We start from the raw sequence: 26,129 nt of genomic DNA, 5'->3' as shown, positions 1-26,129 counted from the left end.
CTATTTATGCAAGATGCGTTGCGAGTCAAAAAGGCCATGAGCAAGGCGCAAAACGCAGGCGGGGTAGACCCCGCCAAGGCTTTGCAACGCCGCGCAGGGCCTTTTTGATCGCAACCCGAAGGGAATGGGGTGAAAACAGCGCCACTCTGCGTTGCGCTCCTAGCCCAGACGCCCGGTCTGGGCGTCGTCGCGCGCCTTGATTGGCGCTGTTTTCACCCCATTCGCATTTGCATAAATAGCGTTCACAGGCCCTAGTTCCAGCCGATCACGTCAAAGCCCTTTTCGCTCAGGCAGCGCTGCACGAAGCTGCGGTAGGTGGTGTTGGGCCGGTCGCTATGGAACGCACCCGAGACCGCACCGGCCGAGCCGCCCACCGCGGCCCCTGCAGCGCCAGCCCGCAACACGCCCTCGGTGCCGCGGCCCGTGATCAGCGCGCCGACCGCGGAGGCGACGCCCACTGTGGCTGCACCCTCGCCGGCCCGGCGGCCCACTTCATTGCTCCGTTGCTCGGGCGTCAGGCCGGCCGACACGGCGCGCGACATGCAGGCGTCGGCCTCGGCCCGGCCTTGCACCTCGCCGACGCGGTTGAGCGTGGCATTGGGATAGAGCACGGGCCTGGCCGACGGGCTGCCGGGCCCGCTGGTCGCGCAGGCAGACAGCAGGGCCACGGCGGCCGACACGGCGCACACTGCAAAAATTCTGGCCGATGTGTTCATGCGTTCCTTCAACTGCTTCCTTCAACTGATTTGACAGCCTGAAGATTACCGCAGGCAGGTAATTGCCGCTGCCCGGGCCATAAAGGTAAAATCCCAAAAGTTATCAAGACTTTCCAGGAACCACCATGTCCAGCTCAGCCAATCACACCACCCATGCAGCGCACAGCAGCCCCACCCCTGCCGAAGACCAGGATGTAGTGGATGCCATCGCGCCGCTGATGCCCCTGGTGCTGCCTGTCGTCGGTGGCGTGCTGATGTTCCTGCTGGCTTTCATCGCCGTATTCCTGGCCTGATACGCCCTCTTCCGGGAACGCCGAAGTCCGCCGCAGGCGGACTTTTTCGTTAGGCAAGCCGGCAACCCCTTCAGCGCTTCAGCCCTGCCGCACCGGCATGATGTGAACGGCTTGCGGCGGAATGTGCAGGTGCAGCACGCTTCCGGGCTCGGCGCCGAGCTGCCGCAGGGCAGCCGTCGACAGGTTCAGCGTCAGGCATTGCGACGGCAGCTGCGATGGCACCAGGGTGCACAGGCTGATCTCGCCCAGCGGCAAGACCTCCTGCAGGGTGCAGGAAAAGGTATTGACCGCCTGCGCCGGGGGCGTGACCGACAGGTCCAGCAACTCACCGGCAACCACCCAGGACACTTCGGCGCCATCATCCAGCCGCCCCTTGTCAATCACCGCCAGGCTGACGTCCGCCGTACCCGGCAGGCCCTCCGGACTGTCGCTGGCTGGCGCCTCGCCATGCCAGACCAGGCGGCCAAAACCGGGCGCATCGGCGGGCCTGTTGGAAAAAAACCGTCCCTGGAAATGATTCTGGATACCCACCAGCTCGGCAACCCGGGCGTTGCGGGGGCTGGCAAACACCCGGGCGGGCGGGCCCACCTGCAGCGACTCGCCGGCATCCAGGATCACCACCCGGTCGGCCAGCCGGCGCGCTTCGCTCAGGTCATGCGTCACCAGGACCATGGGAATCGCCACGCTCTGGCGCAAGGCCGCCAGTTCCCGGTACAGCGTCTGGCGTGTCGGCGCGTCCACCGCCGAAAAAGGCTCGTCGAGCAGCAGCACCTGGGGCTCACGCGCCAGCGCCCGCGCCAGTGCCACGCGCTGCTGCTGGCCGCCGGACAGCTGGTGCGGTCGCCGGGCTTGCAGGCCCGCCAGCCCCATGCGCTCAAACAGGGCATCAAAATAGGCTTTGGCTCTCGCAGGATGGGCGGCGAGCGCTACATTTTCAATGGCCGTCAGATGCGGAAACAAGGCATAGTGCTGAAACACCAGGCCGACACGGCGCTGCTGCGGCGCCCGGCGGATGCCGCCTGCGCTGTCAAACCAGACATCCTCCACGCCCGTGCCGACACTGACGCGGCCCTGCAGGCCCGGGCTTCGCAGCAGACCCGCCACCGCGCGCAGCACGCTGGTCTTGCCGCTGCCCGAGGGGCCCAGCAGCGCCAGCAACTCGCCAGGGGCGCAGTCAAAGCCGGCATTGAGCCGGATCGGACCGTGGTTTTGAAGTGAGACCTGCAGCATGGGGTGTCGGGTGGGAGCGGGCAAGATGACAGCGCCAGGCGCTATCTGTCCTGCAGCGGGTGCGCCTTGCCGGCCGCAAAAACAAGCGCCAGCGCGCCCAGCGAAGCCAGCACCAGGGCCAGCGCCATCACGTGGGCGGCGGGCATGTCAAAGGCCTGCACCCGGTCGTAAATCGCAATCGACAGGGTTTTGGTCTCACCGGCAATGCTGCCGCCGACCATGAGCACCACGCCAAACTCGCCCAGCGTGTGCGCCATGGTCAGGGCCACGCCTGCCAGCAGGCCGGGCCAGGCCAGCGGCAGCTCGATTTTCCAGAAGGCGCGCCAGGGACTCAGGCCGCAAACCCAGGCCGCTTCGCGCAAGCTGCCGGGAATGGCGGCAAAGGCGCGCTGCAGCGGCTGCACCATGAAGGGCAGGTTGACCAGCACGCTGGCCAGCAGCAGGCCCTCGAAACTGAAGACCAGTCGCAGGCCGAGTGCGCGCGCCAGCCAGCCACCCACCGCCGAGCCCTGGCCCAGCGTGATCAGCAGGTAAAAGCCGATGACGGTGGGCGGCAGCAGCAAAGGCAGCATCAGCAGGGCCTCCACCACGGGCCGGCCGCGCCAGGGCGTGATGGCGAGCCAGCGCGCCAGCCACACGCCCAGCGGCAACAGCAGCACCGCCGAACAGACGGCCAGGGTCAGGGATACGCGAGCGGCTTGCCAGTCCATAGCGGCCTATTGTCGCAAACGGTTGCACATGGCAGGAAATGCCGTCAAAGGACAGCAGGCAGGACACCGGGCACGGCAAGACGGCAAAAGGCCTGAAAAGGCCTGATCAGGGCGGGCACCGGCCTCAAACGTAGCCGTAGCGCGAAAGCACGGCCTTCGCGCGCGCTGACTGCAGAAATTCGTAAAACGCGCGGGCGGCGGGCCCGGCATTTTTGAGCAGCACCATGCGCTGGCGCACCGGCGCGTGCAGGTCATCGGGCAGCAGCACATAACGCACGCGTGTCGCCAGCTCGGGCGCCAGCGCCAGTGACAAAGCCGTGATGCCGGCCTGCGCGGCGCCTGTGCTGACGTACTGCGTGGTCTGGGCGATGTTTTCCCCGAGCACGATTTTTCCCTGCACGGCGGGCCAGAGGTCCAGCTTTTGCAGCACCTGCACCGCCGCCTTGCCATAGGGCGCCAGCTCGGGGTTGGCAATGGCAAATTTCTGGACCTGGCCCAAGCCGGCTTTGAGTCCGCGCAACTGCGGGTCCAGCGCCAGTGGGGAGTCGGCCGGCACCAGCAGCACCAGGCGCCCGGTGGCATACACCAGCCCGCGGTCCAGCGTCAGCCCGGCATCGGCCAGGCGCAGCGCGAAGTCTTCGTCGGCCGACAGGAAGAGTTCGGCCGGCAAACCCTGCTGGATCTGCCGCACCAGGTTGGCGGACGAGCCGATGTTGATCCTGACCCGGCTTTTCTGTTCACGCTCAAACAGCGGCACCAGTTCCGCCAGCACCGGCTGCAGGTTGGCCGCCGCCGCGACCAAGGCAGGCCTGGAGCCGTCCATGTCCTGCGTATTCTGCGTGTTCTGCGCCGACGCCGGACTCGCCAGTCCAAGCCCCAGCTGAAGCGCCAAGGCCATTTGCAGCAGCCCGGCCGCAGCATGCCGCGCCCGCACCTGAAGAAGCCCGAACCGGGCCCGGAACAAAGCCTGGCGTACGCGGCCTGGCAGCGCGATCACCGCGTCGGGAAACGGGGGTTTCATGAAACGACTTCTCCTTTTTTTGGTGCATTCACCCGGCCAGGTCACGGCCGCCATGACCCCGGATATTTCACGCATAACCTCATGCAAGTTTTGCATATCTTTTGACCGTAACTTCTAGGTAACCCATCGCGATCTTCTTAAAATGAATTTTTGGTCGGCCCGTGCACCCCCCAAAAGCAGCCCACCAGCCGCTTTTTTGCCGCAGCGCCCCCGCAGCTTCGGCTTGCGGTTCCGCTCGCCGACCGAGAGTGTCCGATGGTAGTCGCCGATTGTTTCGGGCCGGAGCCGGTCTCGCCTGAATCTGCAGCCAGCGCCATTTCGACAGACGCCCCGTGTCACAGCAACTGCTGCATCGCGACATCCACCGGCGTTTATCGAAATAGCGCTTTTTAACTTTGGAGTTTTTTCGATGAATCACCCCGTCATGCAAGGACTGGATCTGGGCACGCCCAGCTATGTCAAGAACGCAAAACTGATTGCCTGGGTCGCCGACATGGTAGTCCTGTGCAAGCCTGACCGCGTGTACTGGTGCGACGGCAGTGACGCCGAATACCAGCGCCTGTGCCAGCAACTGGTCGATGCCGGCACCTTTAAAAGGCTCAACGAAGCCAAGCGCCCCAACAGCTTCCTGGCGCAGAGCGACCCTTCCGACGTGGCACGCGTGGAAGACCGCACCTATATCTGCTCGGCCCGCAAGGAAGATGCCGGCCCGACCAACAACTGGATGGCCCCGGCCGAGATGCGCGCCACGCTGCAGCCGCTGTTTGACGGCTGCATGACGGGCCGCACCATGTATGTGGTGCCGTTCAGCATGGGCCCCCTGGGTTCGCCGATTGCGCACATCGGCGTCGAGCTGTCGGACAGCCCCTATGTGGCGGTCAACATGAAAGTCATGACGCGCATGGGCAAGGCGGTGTTCGACGTGCTGGGCGTCAATGGCGAGTTCGTGCCCTGCGTGCACACGGTGGGCGCGCCGCTGGCCGCTGGCCAGAAAGACGTGACATGGCCGTGCAACAAGACCAAGTACATCGTGCATTACCCCGAGACCCGCGAGATCTGGTCCTACGGTTCGGGCTACGGCGGCAATGCGCTGCTCGGCAAGAAGTGCTTTGCGCTGCGCATCGCGTCCAACATGGGCCGCGACGAGGGCTGGCTGGCCGAGCACATGCTGATCCTGGGCGTGACCAACCCCGAGGGCAAGAAATACCATGTCGCGGCGGCCTTCCCGTCGGCCTGCGGCAAGACCAATTTCTCCATGCTGGTGCCGCCCGCCGGCTTTGACGGCTGGAAGGTCACCACCATTGGCGACGACATCGCCTGGATCAAGCCTGCCGCCGATGGCAAGCTGTATGCCATCAACCCGGAAGCCGGCTATTTCGGCGTGGCGCCCGGCACTAACATGCTGACCAACCCGAACTGCATGCGCAGCCTGAACCGCGACACGATCTTCACCAACGTCGCGTTGACCGACGACGGTGACGTCTGGTGGGAAGGCATGGAGCAGGATGCACCCGGCAAGGCGCTGCCGGCCCACCTGATCGACTGGCAGGGCAACGACTGGACGCCGCAAATCGCGAAAGAAACCGGCGCCAAGGCCGCCCACCCCAACTCACGCTTTACCGTGGCCGCGACCAACAACCCGGCGCTCGACAGCGCCTGGGATGACCCGAAAGGCGTGGCCATCGATGCCTTCATCTTCGGCGGCCGCCGCTCGACCACCGTGCCGCTGGTGACCGAAGCGCGCAACTGGGTGGAGGGCGTCTACATGGCGGCCACCATGGGCTCCGAGACGACAGCAGCCGCAACCGGCCAGGCCGGCGTGGTGCGCCGCGACCCGTTCGCGATGCTGCCGTTTACCGGCTACAACATGAGCGACTACTTCCAGCACTGGCTGAACGTGGGCAACAAGCTCGCCAGTTCCGGCGCCAAGCTGCCGAAGATCTACACCACCAACTGGTTCCGCAAGGGCGCGGATGGCAAATTCGTCTGGCCCGGTTACGGCGAGAACATGCGCGTGCTGAAGTGGATGATTGACCGTATTGAAGGCAGCGGCAAGGGCAATGAACACATCACCGGCATCAGCCCCAGCTACGAAGACCTGAACTGGACCGGCCTCAACTTCAGCGCCGAGCAGTTCAGCAGCGTGATCAGCATGGACAAGGCGGCCTGGCTCAAGGAGCTGGAGCTGCACGCCGAGTTGTTCAAGCAGCTTGAGCATCATCTGCCGAAAGAGCTGGGCGAGACCAAGGCGGCGATTGAGAAACGCCTGGCCGCCTGACAGGAACGCCGGACACAAAAAAGCCACCTCGCGAGGTGGCTTTTTTTTGGGGGCTTACCGCAACAGCGGCCCGGCCCGGGGCTCAGAAGTTCAGATGTAGTTGCGCTGGTAAGCGCGCATCACCGAACTGCCCAGTTTCACCGTACGCTCTGCTGCCGTGACCGGTGTCGAAGCGGCGGCCGGTGCAGCTTGCGCGATCTCGGCGTTGGCTTCTTCACGCAGGATTGCGGCCTGCAGGTCGGCCATCACGCGTGGGTCATTCCTGGCCGCAGCCCACATGCGCTGGTCGGCGCGGGCCTGTGCCAGGCTCTGTGACCAGTCAGCCAGACCGGTTCTCAGCTGGGCTGCCAGGCTGCGCGCGGTGCTCGCAAACAGTGCCAGTGCAGCGAAGGCCGCGGCCCAGAGCGCGATCCACATGACCAGCAAATGGCCTTCCGTGACGCTGTCCATCACCTGGTAGGCCACCACCATGACCGCAGCGGCGATGGCGGAGAGCAGCAGCGTGGCCAGGCCGCGCGTGCCGGAGAAACTCTGACGCAGGTGCTTGGCGGCATCAATGGCCGACTCAACACGGGCGACGCCGGGGTGCTGGTTGGAATACTTGATATTGACAAAGCTGGTCATGGTGAACTCCTCCGTTGGTTAACTGCCCCGACTGGCAAGATTGGCAGCGGGTAGGAGAATGTTAGGGTAATTACTGATGTTGTTCAACTTTATCTTTATGATAAACATCATTCACAATGGTGATAACAAAGTCCGGCCAAACCAAGCCACACCACCTCGCCCGGCCCGTTAATGAAGGAGCGCCCCTTGAGCCCAACCAACTTCCGTACCCTCGATCTGAACCTCCTGCGCGTGTTTGACGAGGTCATGGCGGAACGCAGCCTGACACGGGCGGCGCGCAACCTGTCGCTGACCCAGCCGGCCGTGAGCAATGCCTTGCGCCGCTTGCGCGAAACACTGGGCGACGAACTGGTGCAGCGCAGCGGCCAGGGCATGGCCCCCACCCCGCGCGCGCGCGCCATCTGGCCGGCGGTGCGCGAGGCCTTGCAACAGCTGCAGGAGTCGCTGCTCCCCAGCGAGTTTGTGCCGGGCAATGCCAGCACCACCTTTGTGCTGGCCATGGCCGACGCCACGGCGGCGGAACTGATACCGGGGCTGACCGAGACGCTGGAGCAGGAGGCGCCGGGGGTGTCCATGCGGGTGATACCGCTGACCACGCGCGACCCGCGGCGCTTGCTGGACGAGGAAGCCTGCGACCTGGCGGTCGGTTATTTCCCCTCGGTGCTGGCCGACCTGACGGCCCATGCCCAAAGCGGCGAGCCCATGCCCTTCCAGCACCGGCGACTGTATGACGGCGAGTATGTCTGCGTGATGCGCAAAGGGCATCCGCTGGCCAGCGGCCCCCTGACGCTCAACCGCTTCTGCGCGGCGCGACACATGCTGGTGAGCTTTTCAGGCCGGCCGTATGGCTTTATTGACGAGTCGCTGGCCTCGCTGGGGCGCGAGCGCCAGGTGGTGCTGACGGTGAACCAGTTCTTTACGGCAGGGCGGGTGGTGGCCAATTCCAACCTCCTGACGGTGTTGCCACGCCACTTTGTCAGCGTCACCGGCATCGCCGAGCAGCTGGTGCTGCGCCCCCTGCCCTTTGACGTGTCGCCGGTGCATGTGGACGCGGTGTGGCATCGCCGCTCGCAGCAGCGCGCCGCCCACGTGTGGCTGCGCGAGGCCGTCTTGCGGGCGGCCGACAAGGCCTTTTCGAGCTGACCGAACTGACCATCGGCCAGCGGCGACCTGACAACTCTTTGGGACAAATCGGCGGAATAGCCCAATAATGTCCGGGAGTTCAGCTACTTTATTGATAGCGACTTGAACCTGACCGGGATGCCCCTTGCGCTGGGGCATGCTTTTTGCACCGCTTGTTGCACACAGTTTTTTCTGCTGTTTTCAGGAGCCTGCCATGCCTCATCCCGTCCTGCCTACCGGCCTCACCTCATCCCACCAGCGCCTGCCGCGCCGCACCGCACTGAAGGTGCTGGCTGCCGGCGCTGCCAGCGTGGCACTGCCGGCACTCGCCGCCTGGCCCGAGAAGCCGATCAAGATCGTGGTCACCTTCCCTGCCGGGGGCGCCAGCGACATCGTGGCCCGGGTCATGGCCGAACAACTGGGTCGAAAGCTGGGCCAGGCTGTGGTGGTGGACAACCGGCCCGGTGCCGGCGGCAGCGTGGGCGGGCTGGTGGTGACCCAGGCGCCCGCCGACGGCTACACCCTGATGCTGAGCAATTCCACGCCGATTTCCATCGGCCCCTTTGCGCTGGAAAAGCAGCCCTACGACCCGGTGGCGGGCTTTACCCATATTGCGCTGATAGGCAACGCGCCCTGCGTGGTGATGGCCAACCCGGCCGCGCCGATCAAGACCATCACCGACGTGGAAGCACAGGCCCGCAAGGCCGGCCGGCTCGACTTTGGCTCGGGCGGCCCCGCTTCCATCGGCCATATCTATGGCGAGCTGATGAAAAAAGCCATGGGCGTGAACCTGGTGCACATTCCCTACCGCGGGGGTGCGCCCATGACGACCGACCTGATTGCCGGCGTGATCCCCATCGGCATTGATGTGCTGACAGCCTTTGTGCCCTACTTCAAGAGCGGCCAGCTGGTGCCCCTGGCCGTGACGTCGGCGAATCGCTCACCCCTGGTGCCCGATGTGCCCAGCGTCGTGGAGTTTGGTTACCGCAAGCTGGTGCTGGACAACTTTTTCGGCCTCAGCGGGCCCGCCAACCTGCCCGCCGACATGGTGACGCGGCTCAATACCGCGTGCAACGAGATCCTGGCCAGCAGCGAGGTCAAAAAGAAAATGCTGGACCTGGGCATCACCACCAGCCCGGTCAGCAGCGCGGCCTTCACCGGCTTTGTCCGCGAGCAGGTATCCGTGCTGGCGCCAGCCGTGAAAGGCGCAGGCGTCAAGCTTTAACGGGCGGTTCGACGCCGCGCGCGGCCCCCGGCGAGATTTACGGACGGCTTCAGCGAATCACGCTGAGGTAGGCACGGGCGGCGTCGCGCAGCTCCTGGGCCTGGCGCGGATGGCGGCCGGCACGGGATTCGGCACGCTCCATCAGGTTGTGCGCCACACCGTTGACCGGGGCCACGCCCTGCGCTGAGGGCAAAAAACGAACTATCAGGGAAATCAGGGTGTACATGTCGACGCCGCCCAAGGGGGCGAAAAGTTGCAATGAACCTAGATTAAGGGTTTTCCCTAGGTTTACAAGCCTAAACAGGCACGAAAACCATGCAAAACCCGCATAGTTAGGCCGGCAGCCGGACATGACCCCGGCGACGGGGCCCGGTGCCCGTTGACTTGCAGGCGCGGCGGAGGACGGATGTGCGGCCCGGCCAGGGCCTCATGGCTCTTCCCCTAGTCCGTGACGCCGAATTGGGGATTCCAGGCTATCTCCCACAGGTGACCGTCCGGATCCTGGAAATAGCCGGCGTAACCGCCCCAGAAGGCGGGCTGGGCAGGCTTGACGATCTTCGCGCCCGCCCGCTGTGCCTGCTCCATGACAGCATCCACCTCTTCCCGCGTCGCCACGTTATGCCCTATTGAAAACTCGGTGGCGCTGCGCGCCGACTTGGCCACGCCTGTGTCATGCGCCAGGGAATCGCGCGGCCAGATCGCCAGCTTGAGGCCGGACTGCAAGTCAAAGAAGGCGACAGCACCGTGTTCGAATTGCTCGCCCACAATGCCTTGCGTGGCCAGCCCGAGCCCGTCGCGGTAAAACGCCAGGGACGCCTGGAGGTTGTCGACAGCCAGGGTGATCAGGGTGATGCGCGGTTTCATGGCAGCTTCTCCGGTGATGGTCTGACGCATTCAGGAATGCATCAATGCAAGAGTGCAAGAGCGCATGAACCAGCCTATCACCCGGGCAACTTTTTTCAAGCCCCGGCGCGCAGTCGGGGCGCAGCTGGCGAGGGATGGCGCTCTTCCCGCACAATGACCCGGTGAACATCCAGCTCCTGTCCGACCTGCACCTCGAATCCGATCCACATTTCAGGGCGCGGCCCCTGCCCGGCGCCGACCTGCTGGTGCTCGCCGGCGACATCGGCTCCTACCAGAATGGCTCCCAGCTGGGCAGCCTGAATATCAGCGACTTTGGTCTGGCGCGGTTTTCGCCGCTGCCAGTCAGCCAGGGGGGTGCGGGCTGGCCGACGCCGGTGCTTTTCCTGCCCGGCAATCACGAGTACGACGGGCTGGATTTTGACGAAACGAAAGCGCGGCTGCGCGCAACCTGCGAGCGGCTGGGCCTGGTCTGGCTGGAGCATGAAACCGTAATGCTGCAGGGTGTGCGCTTTATCGGCTGCACGCTGTGGACCGATTTTGATGCGCTCGCCATCGCTGCGGCGCGGGCGGGGACCGTCACCGATGAAGCGCAGCGCAAGGCCCGCGAAAAAGCCTTTCGCGCCGCCAACTTCTACCTGAACAGGCACCACGCGTTTCGCGGCGGCCAGCCGATGCTGGCCGAGGCCGTGCGGGAAGAAGGCCTGAAAAGCCAGGCCTGGTTGCGGCAGGCGCTGGCGGCGCCCTTTGACGGACCCACCGTAGTCGTCACCCACTTCGCACCCAGCCTGCTCAGCGCCGACCCGCGCTACGGACTGGTTCCGGGCACAGCCGGATTTTGCAATTCGCTGGACGAGCTGTTCGCCAGCGCGGATCTGTGGCTGCATGGCCACCTGCATTGCCCGGTTGATTACGTGAAGGATGGCTGCCGCGTGGTGGCCAACCCGCTGGGCTATGCGCGCAAAGGCGAGCAGCTGGCGTTCAAGCCCGATTTGCTGATCGAAATTGGACCGCCCTCTTTTTCCACGGGTTGCAAGCTACACAATTGATAGCACTTCAAGCCGGCATCCCCAGCCCTCTCAGGGCCGGGGATGTGCGAGTGTGAAACAGAAACTGGCACCCTGGCCAATGGCCGACTGGGCCCAGATTTGCCCCCCATGGCGCGCAATGATTCGGCGAATGTTGGCCAGACCCACCCCGGCACCGGGAAAGTCCATCGGGGAATGCAGGCGCTGGAAGCTGCGAAACAGCTTGCCGGCATGCGCCATTTCGAAACCGACCCCGTTGTCCTTGACCTCATACACCGTCTGGGCCGTCTCACCGACGGCCACCTCGCGCACGCCAAAGCTGATTTCAGCAAAGCTCTGCCGCGACGTGAATTTCCAGGCATTGCCCAGCAGCTCTTCCATGACCAGCCTGAGCAGCATGGGGTCGGCCCGCGCCACCAGGCCATCCTGAATGCAGATACTGGCCACGCGCGTGCCTTGCTGCTGCAGTTGCAGGTTGTCCATCACGCCGCGCGCGATGGCGCTCAGGTCCACCAGCTGTGGCCGCAGCTGTACGCGCGACAGATTGGCCAACGCGAGCAGGGCCTCGGTCAGCTCACCCGCCTGCTGAACACCCGCCTTGATGCGCGCGAGGTAGTGTTTGCCATGGGGATCGCTCACCATGCGTTCGAGCAAACCGCTGAAGCCGCCGATGGCAATGATGGGCTGGCGCAGGTCATGCGCCACCGAATGGGCAAACTCCTGCAAATCCCGGTTGGACGCTTCAAGCTGCGCCGTACGCCGCTTGACCCGCTGCTCCAGCTCGGTGTTCAGTTCGGTGATGCGCGCTTCCGAGCGCTTGCGCACGGTGATGTCGCGCAGCACAACGTTGGCGCAGGCCTCATTGCCGTGGTCGAGGTACATCGATGATGACAGTTCGCACTCAAAGTGGGAGCCGTCACTGCGCAGCATCCGGAGTTCGCCGTAAGCTTTGCCTTCGCGCTGGCGCTCCTCCAGCAGCGGCTCCAGGCGCGCGTCGTTGGGGTCGACCAAGCCGTGCCGGCCACGCTGCCGCAGTTCGTCCAGGCTCATGCCAAACAGCTCGCAGGCGGCCGGGTTGGCATGCAGCACCTGGCCATCGGGCCGGGTCTGCAAAATGCCGTCGAGGCTGGTTTCGTAGAGCTGGCGGAAATGCTCTTCACTGTTGCGCAGGGCCAGCTGGGCCGTCTGACGCTCGGTGATGTCCATCAGGGTGCCCGCCATCAGGTCGGGCCTGCGCTGACTGGTCCACTCCGATACCCGGCCCCGCGCCAGCACCCAGACCCAGCGGCCATCCTTGTGGCGCAGGCGCGCTTCGAAGTCATAGTAAGGCGTCTGGCCGGCAAAATGCTGCTGCAGCAAGGCGTCGGAACGCGCCAGGTCATCGGGATGCACCTGGTTGCGCCAGGTCTGGATGCTGACGGGTTGCAACTCGCCCAGCCTGTAGCCGATGATCCCGGCCCAGCGCTCGTCCAGGCGGAGGTCGCCGGTCTGCACGTTCCACTCCCACGTTCCAACATTGGTGCCTTCCACCATGCTGAGCAGACGCTGCTGCTCATGGGCCAGGCTGAGCATCATGTGCTGGGCCGCAGCCAGGGCCCGCGCCCGGCTGCTGCCGAGCAGCCAGATGCATACCGCGAGCAACAGGCTCAGCGCCACACCGCCCAGGCCCAGCAGGGTCGGCACAGGGCTCGCGGCCTGCGCCTCAAAAGCGGCCGTCGTGCTGACATGCAGCGTGAGGATGCGCCCGCCGGCTGAAATGGCGCGTGACGCGTGAATCAGGCGGTCGGCATAGTGCGCCGGGCCAATCTCGCCCTTGCTGGAGGCCAGATGCCCGTCAAAGTCATAAATCAGCTGATCCTTCGTGGCGCTGGCGCCGTCAAAGAGTTCAAAGTCAGCCTGTCCCTGTACGGCCGCGGCCGCACCGTCCATGACCTCGGCAACCACCAGGGGCGCAAACAGCAGCCCGATCAAGGCCGCGCTGCGTTGCGCCGGTGTTGAGGGGTCGGTGCCGGTCCGGAAAACCGGCAGCAGGTAGACAAATCCACGGTCCTGCCGGGAGGCTCCCAACAACAGGACTTCCTTGCTCAGTGTCGGCGCGCCGGTCGCCACGGCCCGTTCGATGGCCTCGCGGCGCACGGCATCGGCGCCCAGGTCCTCACCGAGCAAGGGGTAGTTGTCAGCCTCGGGTTCGATGAATTTCGCAACATAAAGATCGGGCGCGTTGCCAGCCGCGTTGACCGAAAAGGCGGGTGCGCCATCGCTCCGTTCTGCGCTGACGAAGCGGCCCAGGTCATCACGCAACACCCGCGCCAGCAAGCCAAAGCCACGCACGCCAGGGAACTCTTGCTGGATCTGCGTGGACTCCACATAGGCGCGAAACTCGGCACGCTCCACCGAATGGCTGGCCGCATAAACACCGGCCGCACCCCTGAGGCCCACCAGCGGCGCGTTCAGGCGGGTTTCCACATCGGCCTGGAGGCGGTCCACCTGGCGGCCAAAGCGCGCCCTGGCTTCGGCCTGGATACCGTCATTCACCCAGAACACACCCAGCCCGGTGAACACCAGCCCCACCGCCAGCGCCAGCCCCGCCATGCCCGCGGCGGCGCGCTGGCTGGTGATGGAGGGCTGTTCAGCGGGCAATACCTGCCGGCTCATGGCAAGACCAGGATCGGCCGGAGGAGGCGTCTACGGGGGGTCGCTTCGGCAGCAGGCGCCGCCGGAAAGGTTACATGGTGCAACGTGATTCCAGTCAGACGCGGCAGAATTACCGGCTGCTCAGCCCGTCAAAGCAGGTGCCCAGCACCAGCTCGACAATCTCTGCATCGCTGTGCTGTCCGCCCGCCTTCAGAAACTCCAGCGCCGGGTCGCAGGCCCGTGCATACAGCGTATAAAGCACCAGCAGCGGTGGCCAGGCCGGGTTCAGGCTGCCGTCCTGCTGGGCCTGCCCAATCCAGCCGCCAATCTGGTCGCTGATCACCATCAACCCGTCAAGATAAGCCTTGTTGGCCATCAGCGCGGCACGCAGGCTGGAGTTCTGGCTGGGCAACGAGGGCATCTCGCCGGCCAGCTGCATCTGCATCATCCAGCGCACCACAGCCTTGAGCTGATCGAGGGGCCGCGCGCCGGCGGCCAGCCCGGCCAGCCCGGCCAAAAACGTCCGGGCATGGCCCAACACCCGCACCATGGCTGCTGCCGCCAGGTCTTCCTTGCTGGAAAAGTGTTTGTAAAGGCTGGCCTTGGCAATACCCACGTCGGCGGCCACCTGGTCAACCGTCATCAGGTCGAAGCCTTTTTCGGCCAGCAGGCGATTGGCCGCCTGGACGATGGCCTCCTCGCGCGCCTGCAGCATCTGCACCTTGAATGGAACCCGAGCCGGGCCGGCCTTGAGTGCGCTGATTTTGGCCGTGACAGGTGCGGCGCTGCTGGCGATGACGGGACTGCGGGGAGACATGCGGCATTTTAGGCCACATGCACCGCCACCGGACCGCAACGCTGGACGCAGCATATGTTTGGTGAACTTGTTGGCCAAGGTGCTACCCAACGGTAATCACACTTTGTTCCAATTGTTGATTTGCGCAAAGCCTGCGTTTGGATGTAATTTGCAGGAAAGGGATTGGAAAAGGTGCAGCGCAACATAATTTGAACCGGTCCCCAGGGAGAAGCGTGATGAAAAACACAACGTCGTACCTTGGCGCCTGGCTTGGAGCGGCAAGCCTCGCCTTTGCTTTTGCGCTGGTGGCGCCCAACGAGTCCAGCGTGATGGGCCGTTTGCCAGCCGCGATGACGCAGACGCTGCAGCAGCAACCCGTGATGGTGCCGGAAGGGCTGCCTTCTGACCGCACCCTGGCGCTGATCACCTTCCAGCGAGGCCAGCGCGCCCAGGTTGAAAGCTGGATCCAGGGACTCGATTTGAGGAACGACCCGTCCATTGCCTGGATGCGCATGCCCGTCCTCCATGACCCGGGAACGCTGACAGGCCGCAGCGCGATCGAAAACAAGTTGCGGCAACACTATCCCGCAGATGCCGAGCGGGCCCGGCTGGTGCCGGTGTTCACCGACCGAGCCAGCTTCGTGCGCGCCGCGGGCCTGAATGGCACCGACCAGGCCTATGCCGTCGTCGTCAACCGCCAGGGCGACGTCCTGGCCAGGGTCGAGGGGCAGTTTGATCCCGACAAGGCCCAGACCCTGCGTGAGACGCTGCAGGCGCATGGCCTTTAAGCCTTAAACCCCCGCCCGCAGGCCTGTCCGCTTAAAGCCTCGCCGCGCCCAGCGTGAAGTAAAACGTTGCGCCGCGGCCAAGCGCTGCCTCGCCCCAGACCCTTCCGCCATGGCGCGCGATGATGCGCTGGACCGTGGTCAGGCCGATGCCGGTTCCGGCAAACTCGGACGGCGAGTGCAGGCGCTGGAATGGGCCGAAGAGCTTTTCGGAATAAGCCATGTCAAAACCCGCGCCTTTGTCCCGCACAAAGTAAACCGTCTCGCCGGCACTACCGGCCTGCTGGCCAAAGGTGATCTCGGTACGGGCCGCACCGGCGCTGAATTTCCAGGCATTGCCCAGGAGGTTTTCGAGCACCTGGTGGAGCAGCCGCGGATCGCCCTGAGCCGCCAGGCCGGGCTCGACATGCAGCTGCGCCACCCTGCCAGGTTCCCGGTCCTGCTGGCGGCCCAGCACGTCCAGGGCAAGGGCGCTGAGGTCCACCCGCTCCCAGCGCAGGCTGGCGCGCGACACCTGCGCCAGCGACAGCATGGCATCTATCAGTTCGCCCATTTGCGAAACGCCCGCACGGATGCGCGACAGGTAGTGCCGGCTGCGCTCGGCCTGTGGACCAGCGACTGTTTTGGCGAGGGCCTTGTCCAGCAGATCGCTGAACCCGTCAATGGCGCTGAGCGGCGTGCGCAGGTCATGCGAAACCGAATAGGAAAAAGCTTCCAGCTGCTTGTTGGCAAACTCCAGCTGCGCGGTGCGCTGCTGCACGCGCTCTTCCAGGCTGGTATTGAGACGCAGGATTTCTTCATGCGCCCGCTTGCGCTCGCGGATGTCGGTGTTGATGCCGAGCACGCCGTTGACCTGGCCGTGCTCATCGCGCACCACCGTCCAGCGCGCCTCGATGTACACGATGGAGCCATCGCGCGCCACCTGCTCCAGCTCGCCGGTCCACTCGCCATGGTTGGCCAAAGTCTGGTTCATCGCGTTGATCAGCACTTGCGGGTCGCGGTACATGAGCTCCTCCATGGTCTTGCCCAGCACCTCTTCGGCGGTCCAGCCGTACAGCTGTTCCGCGCCCTTGTTCCAGTAACGCAGGGTTCTGTCAAGGTTGCGCACCATGATGGCATCCTGCGCACGGTCGAGCAGCGAGGCCTGTTCGCGCACCTTGGCCGCGACTTCACGCGCGGCCTCCTGCCCCCGCCGGCGCTCCAGCCGGGCACGCAGACTGATGATGCCAAAGGCCAGGTTGTCGGCAAGCTCCTGGAGGAGCTTGCCCTCGTCGCTGGAGAAATGCTGAACCTCGCCGGCATACAGCCCCAGCACACCAAAAGTATTCGGCCCATCGCACAAGGGCAAAAACAGAGCGCTTCGGTAGCCCCGCTGCAAGGCCGCCGCCTTCCATCTGAAACGATGGTCGGCCTGCGCGATGTCACCAGTCTGCTGGGGCTGGCCACTGCGAATGGCGCGGCCTGCGGGACCCTGCCCCAGCGCCTCGTTGTCCAGCCAGCTGAGCCGGATCGAGGACAGGTAGCCATCTTCGTGGCCGAAATGGGCCACGGGCAGGATGCTGCCTGCCTCGTCGTCCTGCGCATACCCCACCCAGGCCATGCGGTAGCTGCCCGCCTCAACGGCCACGCGGCAAACCTCGGCCAGCAGGCCAGCCTCGTCATCAATCCGGTTCAGGGCCACGCTGGAGCGGCTGAGCATTTGCATCGCACGGTTGGTGCTGGCCAGCGCCAGGTCAGCGAGCTTGCGGTCGGTGATGTCGCGTGCCGTGCCCACCACGCGCTCGAGTTCACCCGCGGCATTGAACACCGGGTAGGAGTTATCGCGTATCCAGCGCGTCTGGCCATCCGGGGAGGTGATGCGGTACTCCACATCGGAGACCTTGCCGGCCTCTGTGAGCTCGTCAGCGAGCTTTAGCACGGGCCGGTCTTCGGGCAGAACGGCACCGAGATAGGACTTGGGATCGGCGTAGAGGCTCTCGCAGCTATGCCCCCAGATCCTTTCGTAGCCCGGGCTGACGTAAAGCATGCGGCCGGTGCGGGCGTCGCGGTTGTAAAACACCTCCTGGATGTTGTCCGCCAGTTCGCGAAAGCGCGCCTCGCTGCCAACCAGCGCCGCCTGCGCGCGGGCGTGCTCCAGTGCGATGCGGGCCAGGCGGGTTGCGGTATCCAGCAGTTCCCGGTCTTTGTCCCGCGGCTGGCGGGGTGTACGGTGGTAAACGGCGAACGTCGCCAGCACCTCGCCCTCGCCCGACACCACCGGCGTGGACCAGCAGGCCTGCAGGCCGTAAGTCCTGGCCACCTCGCGGAAGTCCTTCATCAGGGGGTCCGTCGCGATGTCTTCCACAATCACCGGCTGCTTCAGGAAAGCGGCCGTGCCGCAGGCGCCCACCCCCGGGCCGACGGGAAGCCCGTTGATCAGCTGCATGAAGCTCTCCGGCAAGCTGCCCACAGCCCCATGCCGCAGCTGTGGGCCGTCGACCAGCAGGATGGAGCACAGACCGCCGGCCACCCGGCCTTCGATGAGCCGCACAATGGCCTGGAGCGATTTCGACAGGGGGGCGCCTCCGGCAATCAGCGCCAGCACCTCCTGCTGATCGCGGGAAAAACTTTCCGCAGCCTTCAGGTCGGTGATGTCATTGAACACCGCCACCGCGCCAATCAGTTGCTCGTCGCTGTCCCGCAGCGGCCTGGAGCTGACCCTCAAGACGCGGTCCTCAAGGCCCGGTTTGCGAAACAGCACATCCCAGTTATCGACCGTAGCGCCGCGCAGGGCCTGCGTCAGCGGCCGGTCCGCCGATGCGTAGACAGTTTTTCCGTCGAGCGTCAGCAATTCGTGGTCACGGCGCCACGCGTCCAGCGACGTGCCGGGCCCGGCGGTCGAAAAAAGCTTGCCCGCCGTGTCGTTAAAAAGCAGAAAGCGTCCCTCGGTATCGACCGCCGCCACACCCTCGCTCATGCTGTTGATGACGAGGTCCAGCAAGGCGCGCTCCTTGTCTACCCGGCGCCATGCGGCACCTGCTTCATCCTTGCGTGCCTGCAGGGACTCGGCCATGCGGTTAAAGGACGAGCCGATTTCGCCGAACTCGCCAGGGTGCAGCGGGCCAAGCTTGACGCGCGCCTCCAGATTGCCGCCGGTGATCTCGTGGGCTTTTGTCAAAATCGCGCCGGCCGGTTTGACAATCGAGCGGACACCCAGCCACCATGCGCAGCCTATGCCAAAGCCCGTCATGCCCAGCAGGGCCAGCAGATTGATGAGAAATGCCTTGCGCGGACCGGCCGTGATGACGTCACGCGGCGCGCTGACAGCCACGAACAATCCGTCGCCTGCCGTGCCGCCGACCGGCGCATACGCATAGACGCGCTCAACACCGTCCGCATCCACGGCCTCGCGCATGCCTGACTGCCGGGCCTGCGCGGCGTCCAGCACCACGGCATCGCGCTCCCGGCTGCCCTGCAAGCCCGGGCCGGCAGGGTGCTCCGCCACGACGGTGCCGCGCCTGTCAATCAGCCGCAACCGGGCGCCCTCCAGAACCGGACCGGCGGCCAGAGCCTCCGTCATCCTGCCGATGTCCAGCGCGGCAACCGCAACGCCATTGAGGACGCCTTCGCTGCTGTAGACCGGCACGGCAAAGCTAATCCCTGGTCGTCCGCTGGCGCGCCCTATGGTGTAGTCGCCCACCGAGAACTTCCGGCCGGCCAGCACCTGCCGGAAGAAGGACCGGTCGCCCGCATACACCTCGAAGCCGGCCTCCATCGCATGGCAGGAGACCTTGCCGTCGAGGTTCACAACCCCAAGGTTGACATAGGCTGAATCCTGCGATTGGAGGTTTTTGAGGTACTGCACGCACACCCGGTTTCGCGTGTCCTTGATCGACGGCCCGCTGGCAATGTCGCCGAGCAGCTGTGCGACCCGGTCCACCAGGCGCTGCTGGTGTGCCGCCGCCAGCAGCACGTCGGACTGCAGCCTGGACCGCGCCAGCTCAAGCGCCGTCTCCCGGCTTTTGGCGGCCGAATAAGCGAAGAGACCAAATACCGGCACCAGCGCAATCAGCGCCAGCAGCACCAGACGAAAACGAAGCCCTCCCCAACTCAGCATCCCGGTTACCTTGTGCCTTTCGCGGCGATGCAGCGCCACGCACGCATCTTGCCTGAGTGTGCGGAAAGCAGCGATGTTTGTAAATAGGCCGGTCCGCGGGCTATGGCTCGCGGGCTCGCGGGCTTGCGGACTTGCGGACTTGCGGACTTGCGCGCAGAGTCGGCTACTGCTTGCGCTGCACAAACAGGTTGCGCTTGGCGTCCTCGGGGTAAGCAAACGTGACCACACCATGTCTCACCATGCCCATCACCAGCATGTTCTGCGTGGCGGCGTCCTTGTCCTGCTTGCTGAAAGGCTGGTCATAGGTAGCCACCACGCCGTAGTACGTGCGGCTCTTGCTTTCGAGGGCGGCCTTGATGGCCGGGCCGCTGAGGTTGCCGTCGCGTATGCCGAACAGCGAGTACACGAGGATGTAGACGGCGTCATAACCCTGCGCAGCCGCCATGGGCACCGGAATTTTCCTGACATTGAATTTGCGGGCGTAACTGGCCAGAAAAGAAGCGCGGCGCTCGTTGCTGGGCTCGGCAATGAATGTCTGGGCCATCAGCGCGCCATCCGCTGCGTCCTTCCCGCCATCGATGAAAAACGGAAATGACAAGGTCCATGCGCCTACTTGCGGCACCTTCCAGTTGAGGGCCTGGCGGCCGTGCGCGATCACGGCGTTCTCCGGGCCCACGGTGTAGCTGAACACCACGTTGGCGCCCGCCGCTTTGGCGGCCTTCAATTCCTCGCCGAGATCCTTCACGCCCAGCGCAAAACGGGCGACATAAACGGGCTTCAGGTTTTTGACGCCCAGCGCTTTTTCCACATCCCGCAGGCCGGCTTCGCCGTAACCGGTGGTGTCGGCGAACACCGCCACCTTGCTCCAGCCGCGCTTGAGGATGTCCTCCACGACGAACGGGGCCTGGATGCCGTCGCTGGCCGACGTGCGGAAAATATAGCTTTCCGCCGCGGGGTATTTCGCCGTGAGCGGCGAGCCGGTGGCGCACGGAATGATCAGCGGCAGCTTGTTGGCCTGGTAGACCTCAAGCGACTTGGCGGCCACGCCGGTATTGCAAAAGCCAAGGGTTGCGGACACCTTTTCGGCGACCAGTTCCTGCGACATTTTCAGGCCCACATCGGGGTTGGCCTGGTCGTCCTTGCGCACAATCTGCAGCTTGCGGCCGAGGTAGCCACCCACCGCATTGATCTCGTCCACCGCCTGCTGGATGCCGTTGAGCATGGGCACGCCGAAGTCGGATGACGCGCCGGTGAACGGGCCAATCACACCAATCTTGAGCGTGTTGCCAGCCGGGGACGGGGCTGCCGCCGCAGCGGACCCCCCCTGGGCGGCCACCGGCAGCGCGGTGCCCAGCGCCACGAGGGCGGCAACGGCAGCGCCGAAGCCGGCAAGACGTGAGCTGATGAACATGTTGTGTCTCCTGTAGCCACGCAGGATAGGCGGCGCCAGGCGCGGGGACGCACCAGACTTTCCCCTAAAAAAGGGACGGGCGTCAGTGAGCCGTCAGCCTGCGGGGCGGCGGCGGGGAGCGGCTCCCGGTGGCAGGCTGGCGGCTGCCGCCCGGCGCATCAAGGCACCAGCGACAGGGCCGACGCCTGCCGCAGTGCCGCGGTGAGCGCATCCAGCACTTCGGACTCCAGATTCCAGCAATGCCAGTACAGCTGGATCGGCAGCGTGCAGGTGGGCAGCACATTGACGAGCAGGCCCTGATCGATCAACCCTTGCGCCAGCAGCCGCGGTACCACGCTGGCGCCCCAACCCGCCAGGACGGCACGCACCTGGCCTTCCGATGACGGCACAAAGAGCTGGTTGAGCGTGACACGTTTGAGCCCGAAGGCCTTGCCGACGAACTCGCTCTGCATGTCGTCCTTGCGGTTGAACGCCACGAAGGGTATGTCGCGGAAATTGTGGGCGGTCAGCGTCGAGTTGGCCAGCCTGTCCCGCGCAAATGCCGGTGCGGCCACGGCGACATATTCCATGGCGCCCAGAGAGACCATCTTGCATCCGCGCAAGGCCTGCCTGAGCGTGGTGACGCAGCCCAGCACCTGGCCTTCGCGCAGCCATTCCTGGGTGAAGTCCTGGTCGTCCGCGATGATTTCCATCGGCAGGCCCTGCTGCGCCAGATCGGTCAGCGCCCGCATGGCCCAGGTGGCAATGCTGTCGGCATTGATGGCAATGGAGATGCGCTCTTCTTCGCGCGCGCCGCCCAGCGAGCTCGGTGCCAGCTCCTTGAGGTCACGCTCCAGGTCGGCGCGCAAAAGACGCAGCATCTTGGTGTGCTTGAGCAGCAACTGGCCCGCAGAGGTCGGCTTGAGTGGCCGGCTCCGCACGATCAGCACGGTGCCGACCTGGGCCTCCAGCGCGCGCAGGCGCTGCGACACCGCCGACTGCGTGATCGACAGGCGCTGGGCCGCGCGCTCAAAACCACCCTCTTCCACAATCGCGGCCAGACACTCCAGCGCGTCCGGGTCAAACGTACTCATGGCAACTCCCTCACTATTAGCCAGACTGATGTTTTCACTGATAGTTTAATTTTTCTTTTAATTGAAAGCAACATCCTTCACACTCCAACGCACGGAAAGGACGGAAAGGCACGGTCATGAAAGTTGTTGTTTTGGGTGCGGGAATTATTGGCGTGAGCACCGCCTGGCACTTGCTGGAGCGCGGACATGACGTGACCGTGGTGGACCGGCAGGCCGATGCGGCGCTGGAAACCAGTTTCGCCAATGCCGCGCAAATTTCCGTGAGCTATTGCGAGCCCTGGGCCAACCGGGATGCGCCGCTGAAGGCGCTGAAGTGGATGTTTCGCAATGATGCTCCGCTGCTGTTCCGACCCAAGCTGGACATCCATCAATGGCGCTGGGGCCTGCAATTTCTGGCCCAGTGCAATGACGCCGCCTTTGAACGCAACGTGCAGCAACTGGTGGCGCTGGGCGCCTACAGCCACGCCGCCCTCAAGGACGTGGTGAACGCCACCGGCATTGAATACAAGCGGCTGGAGCGCGGCATCGCGCATTACTACACCGACCAGAAATCGTTTGACACCGCCGGCGACGCCGCTGTGTTGATGCAGAAATACGGCGTGGCGCGGCGCGTGGTGAGCACGGCCGAGCTGCTCGCCATCGAGCCGGCCTTCCAGTCTTTTGCACACCGCATCGTGGGCGGCACCTACACCGCCAGCGACGAAAGCGGCGATGCCCGCATGTTCACCCAGGCCCTGGCCCGGCGCTGCGCCGACCGGGGTGTCCGCTTCCTCTACGGCCACGACATCGACCACCTCGAGAAGGCCGGCGGCGCGATCGAATCGGTCGCGGTTCGCGCCCGTACGGCAAATGGAAAACGCGGAAATATTATTCACCTCCAGGCAGATGAGGTGGTGGCGGCCTGCGGCTCTTACACGGCGCCGCTGCTGCGCACGGTTGGCGTCGATCTGCCCATCTACCCGGGCAAGGGCTACAGCGCCACCTTCAAGCTGCTCAAGCCGGAGCTGGCTCCTTTCGTCAGCACCATTGATGACGAAGTCAAGTGCGCCATGAGCCGGCTGGGCAACCACCTGCGTGTGGCGGGCACCATCGAAGTGGGTGGTTACAACCTGTCGCTGGACACGCCGCTGGCCAAAGCCCGCTGCAGGATGCTGGCCGACCGCATTGAACAGGTGCTGCCCGGCGTCTGCGACACCCGGCTGGCGGAGCAAGGCGGCGAGCCGAATTTCTGGACCGGCCTGCGCCCTGCCACGCCGACCAACATTCCCTACATCGGAAGGACCAAAGTAGGCCGTTTGTGGGTCAATGCCGGTCACGGCACACTGGGCTGGACGCATGGTGCCGGCTCAGGCAAGGCCATGGCCGAACTGATCAGCGGCGAAACGCCGGCCATGAATTTCGGTTTTTACGGGTTTGACCGTCCCCGCGAGCCGCAAAGAGCCCTGGCCGCCTAGGGCCCGCCTTGGGGCGGCCCGTGCGGACATGGCGTGTCATGCCGCATGCTGGTCCAGCAGCTGTTGCGCCCAGGCGCGCAGCGCCTCGCGCAGGGCAGGCGGCTCCTGAATCTCGAAGGCAAACGGCAGCCGTGCCAGCTGCCGCGCAAACCAGGGCACATGGTCGGTCTGGCTATGCAGCAACACCCCCTTTTCACTGGGCTGGAACACGCCGATGCTTTCGGGGAGCGCCTGTTGCGCGCACTGCAAATCCGCGTGCAACAACACCCGGACCGTGATTGCCCGCGGCATGGTAGCCAGGCCCAGCGCCAGGTGCTGCACCGCATTGAAATCCGCCGGCGGCGTGAACACCGCATTGAGCGGCTGGACCTGCTGCACGCGGTCCAGCCGGAATGAGCGCAGTCCCCCACGCAGGTGGCACAGGCCGACGACGTACCAGCGCCCACCACGGTAGGCCAGGCCGTAGGGATCAAAGTCCCGCTCGGTCACCACGCCGTCGGCCGACTGGTAGCTCAGGTGCACGCGCTGCCAGCCATGGGCGGCCGCACTGAGGGCCAGCAGCGCCGTGTTGTCGCCGGGCGCGACCGCCCGGGTGAGGTCCAGCGTCACCGTCTCGCCCAGGGCCCGGATCCGGTTTTTCAGCTTGCCGGGCATCACGCGTTCGAGCTTGGCCTGCGCACTTTGCACGGCAGGCGCCGCTTCGGCCAACCCGAGCCCGCGAGCGGCCACCAAGCCGATCGACAGCGCCAGCGCCTCGTCGTCCGTGAACATCATGGGCGGCAATTTGAAGCCGGCGACAAGGCTGTAGCAGCCATAACGACCGCGCTCCGCCACCACCGGAATGCCCAGGCTCTCGAGCTTGGCGATGTAGCGGCGCAACGTGCGCCCATCCACCTCCAGCCGCCGGGCCAGCTCGGCGCCACTCAGCCGGCCGTGGGCCTGCAGCAATTCCAGCACCGTGAGCACGCGTGTGGTCGGGGAATACATGGTCAAAAAGTCTACTCCGTAATTAGGACTGAAATCACCCTATTACTTCTTTAGACTGGATTTTTACGGTGCTTCACGACCAGCACTGCTCACCCACTCCTCACTGCTTCTTTCGGAAAAACCACCATGATGACAACCGCCAATCCCGCTCAGGCCGCGCAACCCATCCAGCTCACCGATGGACGCCACGACTTCAATTTCATCACCGGGCGCTGGCTGGTCAGCAACCAGCGGCTGCTCAAACGCTTGCAGGGCTGCACCGAATGGGAGAGTTTCGAGGCCGTCCAGGATGGTGCCTTGCTGCTGGGTGGCCTGGGCAACATGAACGACCTGATGGTGGAGGGACAAGGCGTGATCGGCATGGCCCTGCGCTTTTTCAACCCGCAAACCCGGCAGTGGAGCATTTACTGGGTGAGCCGCAGCGACGGCTTGCTGCAGCCGCCTGTGGTCGGCGCCTTTGCCAAGGGCATCGGCCGCTTTGAAGGCACCGACACGCACGAGGGCCGGCCGGTCCGGGTGCGCTTTCTGTGGTCGGAGATCACGCCGGGCAGGGCCCGCTGGGAGCAGGCCTTCTCGGACGATGGCGGGCGCCACTGGGAAACCAACTGGGTGATGACCCTGACCCGGCCTGCCTACTACGCAGCCCGTTACTGAATTGCTGATGAATTGCTGATGAATTGCTGCGCTGCTGAAAAAAAAGAAAGGGCACGTCACCCATGGACCACTTCTCCCATCTCTGGCTGTTTTTCCTGATGGTGCTGGGCATCATCGTCCTGCCCGGCATGGACATGGCGTTTGTGATGGCCAGCTCGCTGACCGGCGGGCGCAGGTCAGGCCTCTTCGCGGTCAGCGGCATCGTGGCCGGCGGCATGTGCCATGTGGTGGCCGGCGTGCTGGGACTGGGACTGTTGCTGCAACTCGTTCCCGGCATGCTCCACGTCATGCTGCTGGCGGGAAGCGCCTACATCGCGTGGATAGGCTGGTCATTGATTCAAAGCACCTCCGTCTTGGGTGATTTGCCCGCCGTCCATTCGCACTCACCATGGCGCACCTTTCGGCAGGCAGCACTCACCTGCCTGCTCAATCCCAAAGCCTATTTGTTCATGCTGGCCATCTTTCCGCAATTCCTGCGGCTTGAGTACGGCTCGCTGTGGCTGCAGGCGATCGCGCTGGGGCTGATCATTGCGCTGACGCAAACCGGGGTGTATGGCTCGCTGGCGCTGGCGGCCGGCGGCACGCACCGGTGGCTGGCCAGCCGCCCCACGGCCAGCATTGCCCTGGCGCGCGCAGTAGGCGCCATGCTGATGCTGAGCGCGGCCTTCACCGCCTGGCAGGGCTGGCGCCAGCTGTGACCGTGCCGAGGGTGTTCAGGCGGGCGGGCCTGGGGGCCCTTTCAGCTCCACGGTATTGCCTTCGGGGTCAGTGAGGTAAATCGAAGGTCCCTCGCCTTCTGCGCCGTACCTGGACTCCACCTTGCCCGCCTGCACGCCGTTGGCGGCCAGGTGCCCGCGAATGGCAACCGCATCGAAGGGCTCGACGCGAAAGCAGAAATGGTCGACGTTGCGCGCTTGCGCGCCGGGCGCCGCACCACCGGCCCGCCCCAGCTTGCCGTCCACCGGCACCAGATCCACCAGCGAGCGCCCGGCGCGCAGCTGCACCAGGCCGATGTCGTCCTGCCGGCGTTCAACGGTGCAGCCCAGCACGCCCGTGTAAAACCCGAGCATGCGTTGCAGGTCAATGACCCGAAGGACGATGTGATCAATCTCGCGGATATGGATCATAAAA

General features: G+C 64.9%; 23 protein-coding genes. 9 read left to right on the top strand and 14 right to left on the bottom strand.

Annotation, left to right across the window (positions count from 1 at the left end):
* Window positions 1-251: 251 nt before the first annotated feature.
* Window positions 252-716: a glycine zipper family protein gene (locus tag AC1DUB_RS15135; protein WP_477730182.1), complete on the bottom strand. Its 465-nt coding sequence runs from the start codon at window positions 714-716 to the stop codon at window positions 252-254.
* Window positions 717-841: 125 nt separating this feature from the next.
* On the opposite strand from AC1DUB_RS15135, the gene AC1DUB_RS15130 reads away from it, so the two are divergent.
* Window positions 842-1,009, top strand: a complete 168-nt coding sequence (locus AC1DUB_RS15130) for a hypothetical protein (RefSeq protein WP_477730181.1) — start codon at window positions 842-844, stop codon at window positions 1,007-1,009.
* Window positions 1,010-1,087: 78 nt separating this feature from the next.
* Here the strand turns inward: AC1DUB_RS15130 and AC1DUB_RS15125 are convergent, their stop codons facing one another.
* From AC1DUB_RS15125 to modA, 3 genes are all read right to left on the bottom strand, one after another.
* The gene (locus AC1DUB_RS15125) at window positions 1,088-2,239 is read right to left on the bottom strand and encodes an ABC transporter ATP-binding protein (RefSeq protein ID WP_477730180.1); all 1,152 of its coding nucleotides are present in this window, start codon (window positions 2,237-2,239) and stop codon (window positions 1,088-1,090) included.
* 41 nt (window positions 2,240-2,280) lie between these two features.
* Window positions 2,281-2,949 (bottom strand): molybdate ABC transporter permease subunit, encoded by a 669-nt coding sequence (gene modB / locus AC1DUB_RS15120; protein WP_477719404.1) that lies wholly within the window; start codon window positions 2,947-2,949, stop codon window positions 2,281-2,283.
* A 124-nt stretch (window positions 2,950-3,073) separates the two neighbouring features.
* Entirely contained in the window at window positions 3,074-3,970 is an 897-nt protein-coding gene (modA, locus tag AC1DUB_RS15115; RefSeq protein ID WP_477730179.1) for a molybdate ABC transporter substrate-binding protein, read from the bottom strand.
* Window positions 3,971-4,379: 409 nt separating this feature from the next.
* Between modA and AC1DUB_RS15110 the strand changes: the two genes are divergently transcribed.
* A complete protein-coding gene (locus tag AC1DUB_RS15110) occupies window positions 4,380-6,248 on the top strand; it encodes a phosphoenolpyruvate carboxykinase (GTP) (protein ID WP_477722007.1) in 1,869 nt (622 codons plus the stop codon).
* 90 nt (window positions 6,249-6,338) lie between these two features.
* Here AC1DUB_RS15110 and AC1DUB_RS15105 read toward each other — a convergent pair whose 3' ends face one another.
* The gene (locus AC1DUB_RS15105) at window positions 6,339-6,872 is read right to left on the bottom strand and encodes a hypothetical protein (protein ID WP_477719401.1); all 534 of its coding nucleotides are present in this window, start codon (window positions 6,870-6,872) and stop codon (window positions 6,339-6,341) included.
* A 186-nt stretch (window positions 6,873-7,058) separates the two neighbouring features.
* On the opposite strand from AC1DUB_RS15105, the gene AC1DUB_RS15100 reads away from it, so the two are divergent.
* Both AC1DUB_RS15100 and AC1DUB_RS15095 read left to right on the top strand, forming a co-directional pair.
* Window positions 7,059-8,015 carry a LysR family transcriptional regulator gene (locus AC1DUB_RS15100; RefSeq protein WP_477730178.1) on the top strand — a complete coding sequence of 319 codons (957 nt, stop codon included), beginning with the start codon at window positions 7,059-7,061 and terminating at the stop codon, window positions 8,013-8,015.
* A gap of 193 nt (window positions 8,016-8,208) precedes the next feature.
* Window positions 8,209-9,219, top strand: coding sequence for a Bug family tripartite tricarboxylate transporter substrate binding protein (locus AC1DUB_RS15095; RefSeq protein ID WP_477722005.1), 1,011 nt, complete (start codon window positions 8,209-8,211; stop codon window positions 9,217-9,219).
* Between the two features lie 49 nt (window positions 9,220-9,268).
* Here the strand turns inward: AC1DUB_RS15095 and AC1DUB_RS15090 are convergent, their stop codons facing one another.
* Window positions 9,269-9,445 (bottom strand): hypothetical protein, encoded by a 177-nt coding sequence (locus tag AC1DUB_RS15090; RefSeq protein ID WP_477719398.1) that lies wholly within the window; start codon window positions 9,443-9,445, stop codon window positions 9,269-9,271.
* Window positions 9,446-9,660: 215 nt separating this feature from the next.
* Window positions 9,661-10,083 (bottom strand): VOC family protein, encoded by a 423-nt coding sequence (locus AC1DUB_RS15085; RefSeq protein WP_477730177.1) that lies wholly within the window; start codon window positions 10,081-10,083, stop codon window positions 9,661-9,663.
* Window positions 10,084-10,244: 161 nt separating this feature from the next.
* Between AC1DUB_RS15085 and AC1DUB_RS15080 the strand changes: the two genes are divergently transcribed.
* Window positions 10,245-11,129: a metallophosphoesterase gene (locus AC1DUB_RS15080; RefSeq protein ID WP_477730176.1), complete on the top strand. Its 885-nt coding sequence runs from the start codon at window positions 10,245-10,247 to the stop codon at window positions 11,127-11,129.
* Window positions 11,130-11,159: 30 nt separating this feature from the next.
* Here the strand turns inward: AC1DUB_RS15080 and AC1DUB_RS15075 are convergent, their stop codons facing one another.
* The gene (locus AC1DUB_RS15075) at window positions 11,160-13,763 is read right to left on the bottom strand and encodes a CHASE domain-containing protein (protein WP_477730175.1); all 2,604 of its coding nucleotides are present in this window, start codon (window positions 13,761-13,763) and stop codon (window positions 11,160-11,162) included.
* Between the two features lie 109 nt (window positions 13,764-13,872).
* Window positions 13,873-14,457, bottom strand: coding sequence for a TetR/AcrR family transcriptional regulator (locus AC1DUB_RS15070; protein WP_477730189.1), 585 nt, complete (start codon window positions 14,455-14,457; stop codon window positions 13,873-13,875).
* Window positions 14,458-14,774: 317 nt separating this feature from the next.
* Between AC1DUB_RS15070 and AC1DUB_RS15065 the strand changes: the two genes are divergently transcribed.
* Window positions 14,775-15,326, top strand: a complete 552-nt coding sequence (locus AC1DUB_RS15065; RefSeq protein WP_477730174.1) for a hypothetical protein — start codon at window positions 14,775-14,777, stop codon at window positions 15,324-15,326.
* Window positions 15,327-15,357: 31 nt separating this feature from the next.
* On the opposite strand, the gene AC1DUB_RS15060 is transcribed toward AC1DUB_RS15065, so the two are convergent.
* The 3 genes from AC1DUB_RS15060 to AC1DUB_RS15050 form a co-directional block, all read right to left on the bottom strand.
* Window positions 15,358-19,419 carry a PAS domain S-box protein gene (locus AC1DUB_RS15060; RefSeq protein WP_477730173.1) on the bottom strand — a complete coding sequence of 1,354 codons (4,062 nt, stop codon included), beginning with the start codon at window positions 19,417-19,419 and terminating at the stop codon, window positions 15,358-15,360.
* A gap of 163 nt (window positions 19,420-19,582) precedes the next feature.
* Window positions 19,583-20,830 (bottom strand): ABC transporter substrate-binding protein, encoded by a 1,248-nt coding sequence (locus AC1DUB_RS15055; protein WP_477730172.1) that lies wholly within the window; start codon window positions 20,828-20,830, stop codon window positions 19,583-19,585.
* A 158-nt stretch (window positions 20,831-20,988) separates the two neighbouring features.
* Window positions 20,989-21,903: a LysR family transcriptional regulator ArgP gene (locus tag AC1DUB_RS15050; protein WP_477730171.1), complete on the bottom strand. Its 915-nt coding sequence runs from the start codon at window positions 21,901-21,903 to the stop codon at window positions 20,989-20,991.
* Window positions 21,904-22,019: 116 nt separating this feature from the next.
* Here AC1DUB_RS15050 and AC1DUB_RS15045 point away from each other — a divergent pair, with 116 nt between their 5' ends.
* A complete protein-coding gene (locus AC1DUB_RS15045) occupies window positions 22,020-23,357 on the top strand; it encodes a D-amino acid dehydrogenase (RefSeq protein ID WP_477730170.1) in 1,338 nt (445 codons plus the stop codon).
* 36 nt (window positions 23,358-23,393) lie between these two features.
* Here the strand turns inward: AC1DUB_RS15045 and AC1DUB_RS15040 are convergent, their stop codons facing one another.
* Window positions 23,394-24,344: a helix-turn-helix transcriptional regulator gene (locus AC1DUB_RS15040; protein WP_477730169.1), complete on the bottom strand. Its 951-nt coding sequence runs from the start codon at window positions 24,342-24,344 to the stop codon at window positions 23,394-23,396.
* 126 nt (window positions 24,345-24,470) lie between these two features.
* On the opposite strand from AC1DUB_RS15040, the gene AC1DUB_RS15035 reads away from it, so the two are divergent.
* Window positions 24,471-24,998, top strand: coding sequence for a hypothetical protein (locus tag AC1DUB_RS15035; protein WP_477730168.1), 528 nt, complete (start codon window positions 24,471-24,473; stop codon window positions 24,996-24,998).
* A 62-nt stretch (window positions 24,999-25,060) separates the two neighbouring features.
* A complete protein-coding gene (locus AC1DUB_RS15030) occupies window positions 25,061-25,696 on the top strand; it encodes a LysE family translocator (protein ID WP_477730167.1) in 636 nt (211 codons plus the stop codon).
* A gap of 15 nt (window positions 25,697-25,711) precedes the next feature.
* On the opposite strand, the gene AC1DUB_RS15025 is transcribed toward AC1DUB_RS15030, so the two are convergent.
* The gene (locus tag AC1DUB_RS15025; protein WP_477730166.1) at window positions 25,712-26,125 is read right to left on the bottom strand and encodes a VOC family protein; all 414 of its coding nucleotides are present in this window, start codon (window positions 26,123-26,125) and stop codon (window positions 25,712-25,714) included.
* Window positions 26,126-26,129 lie beyond the last annotated feature (4 nt).

Source organism: Polaromonas sp. P4_F9 (assembly GCF_056401235.1).
Note: the sequence above shows the minus strand (reverse complement) of the source record. Positions and strands in the feature narration are given on the sequence as shown.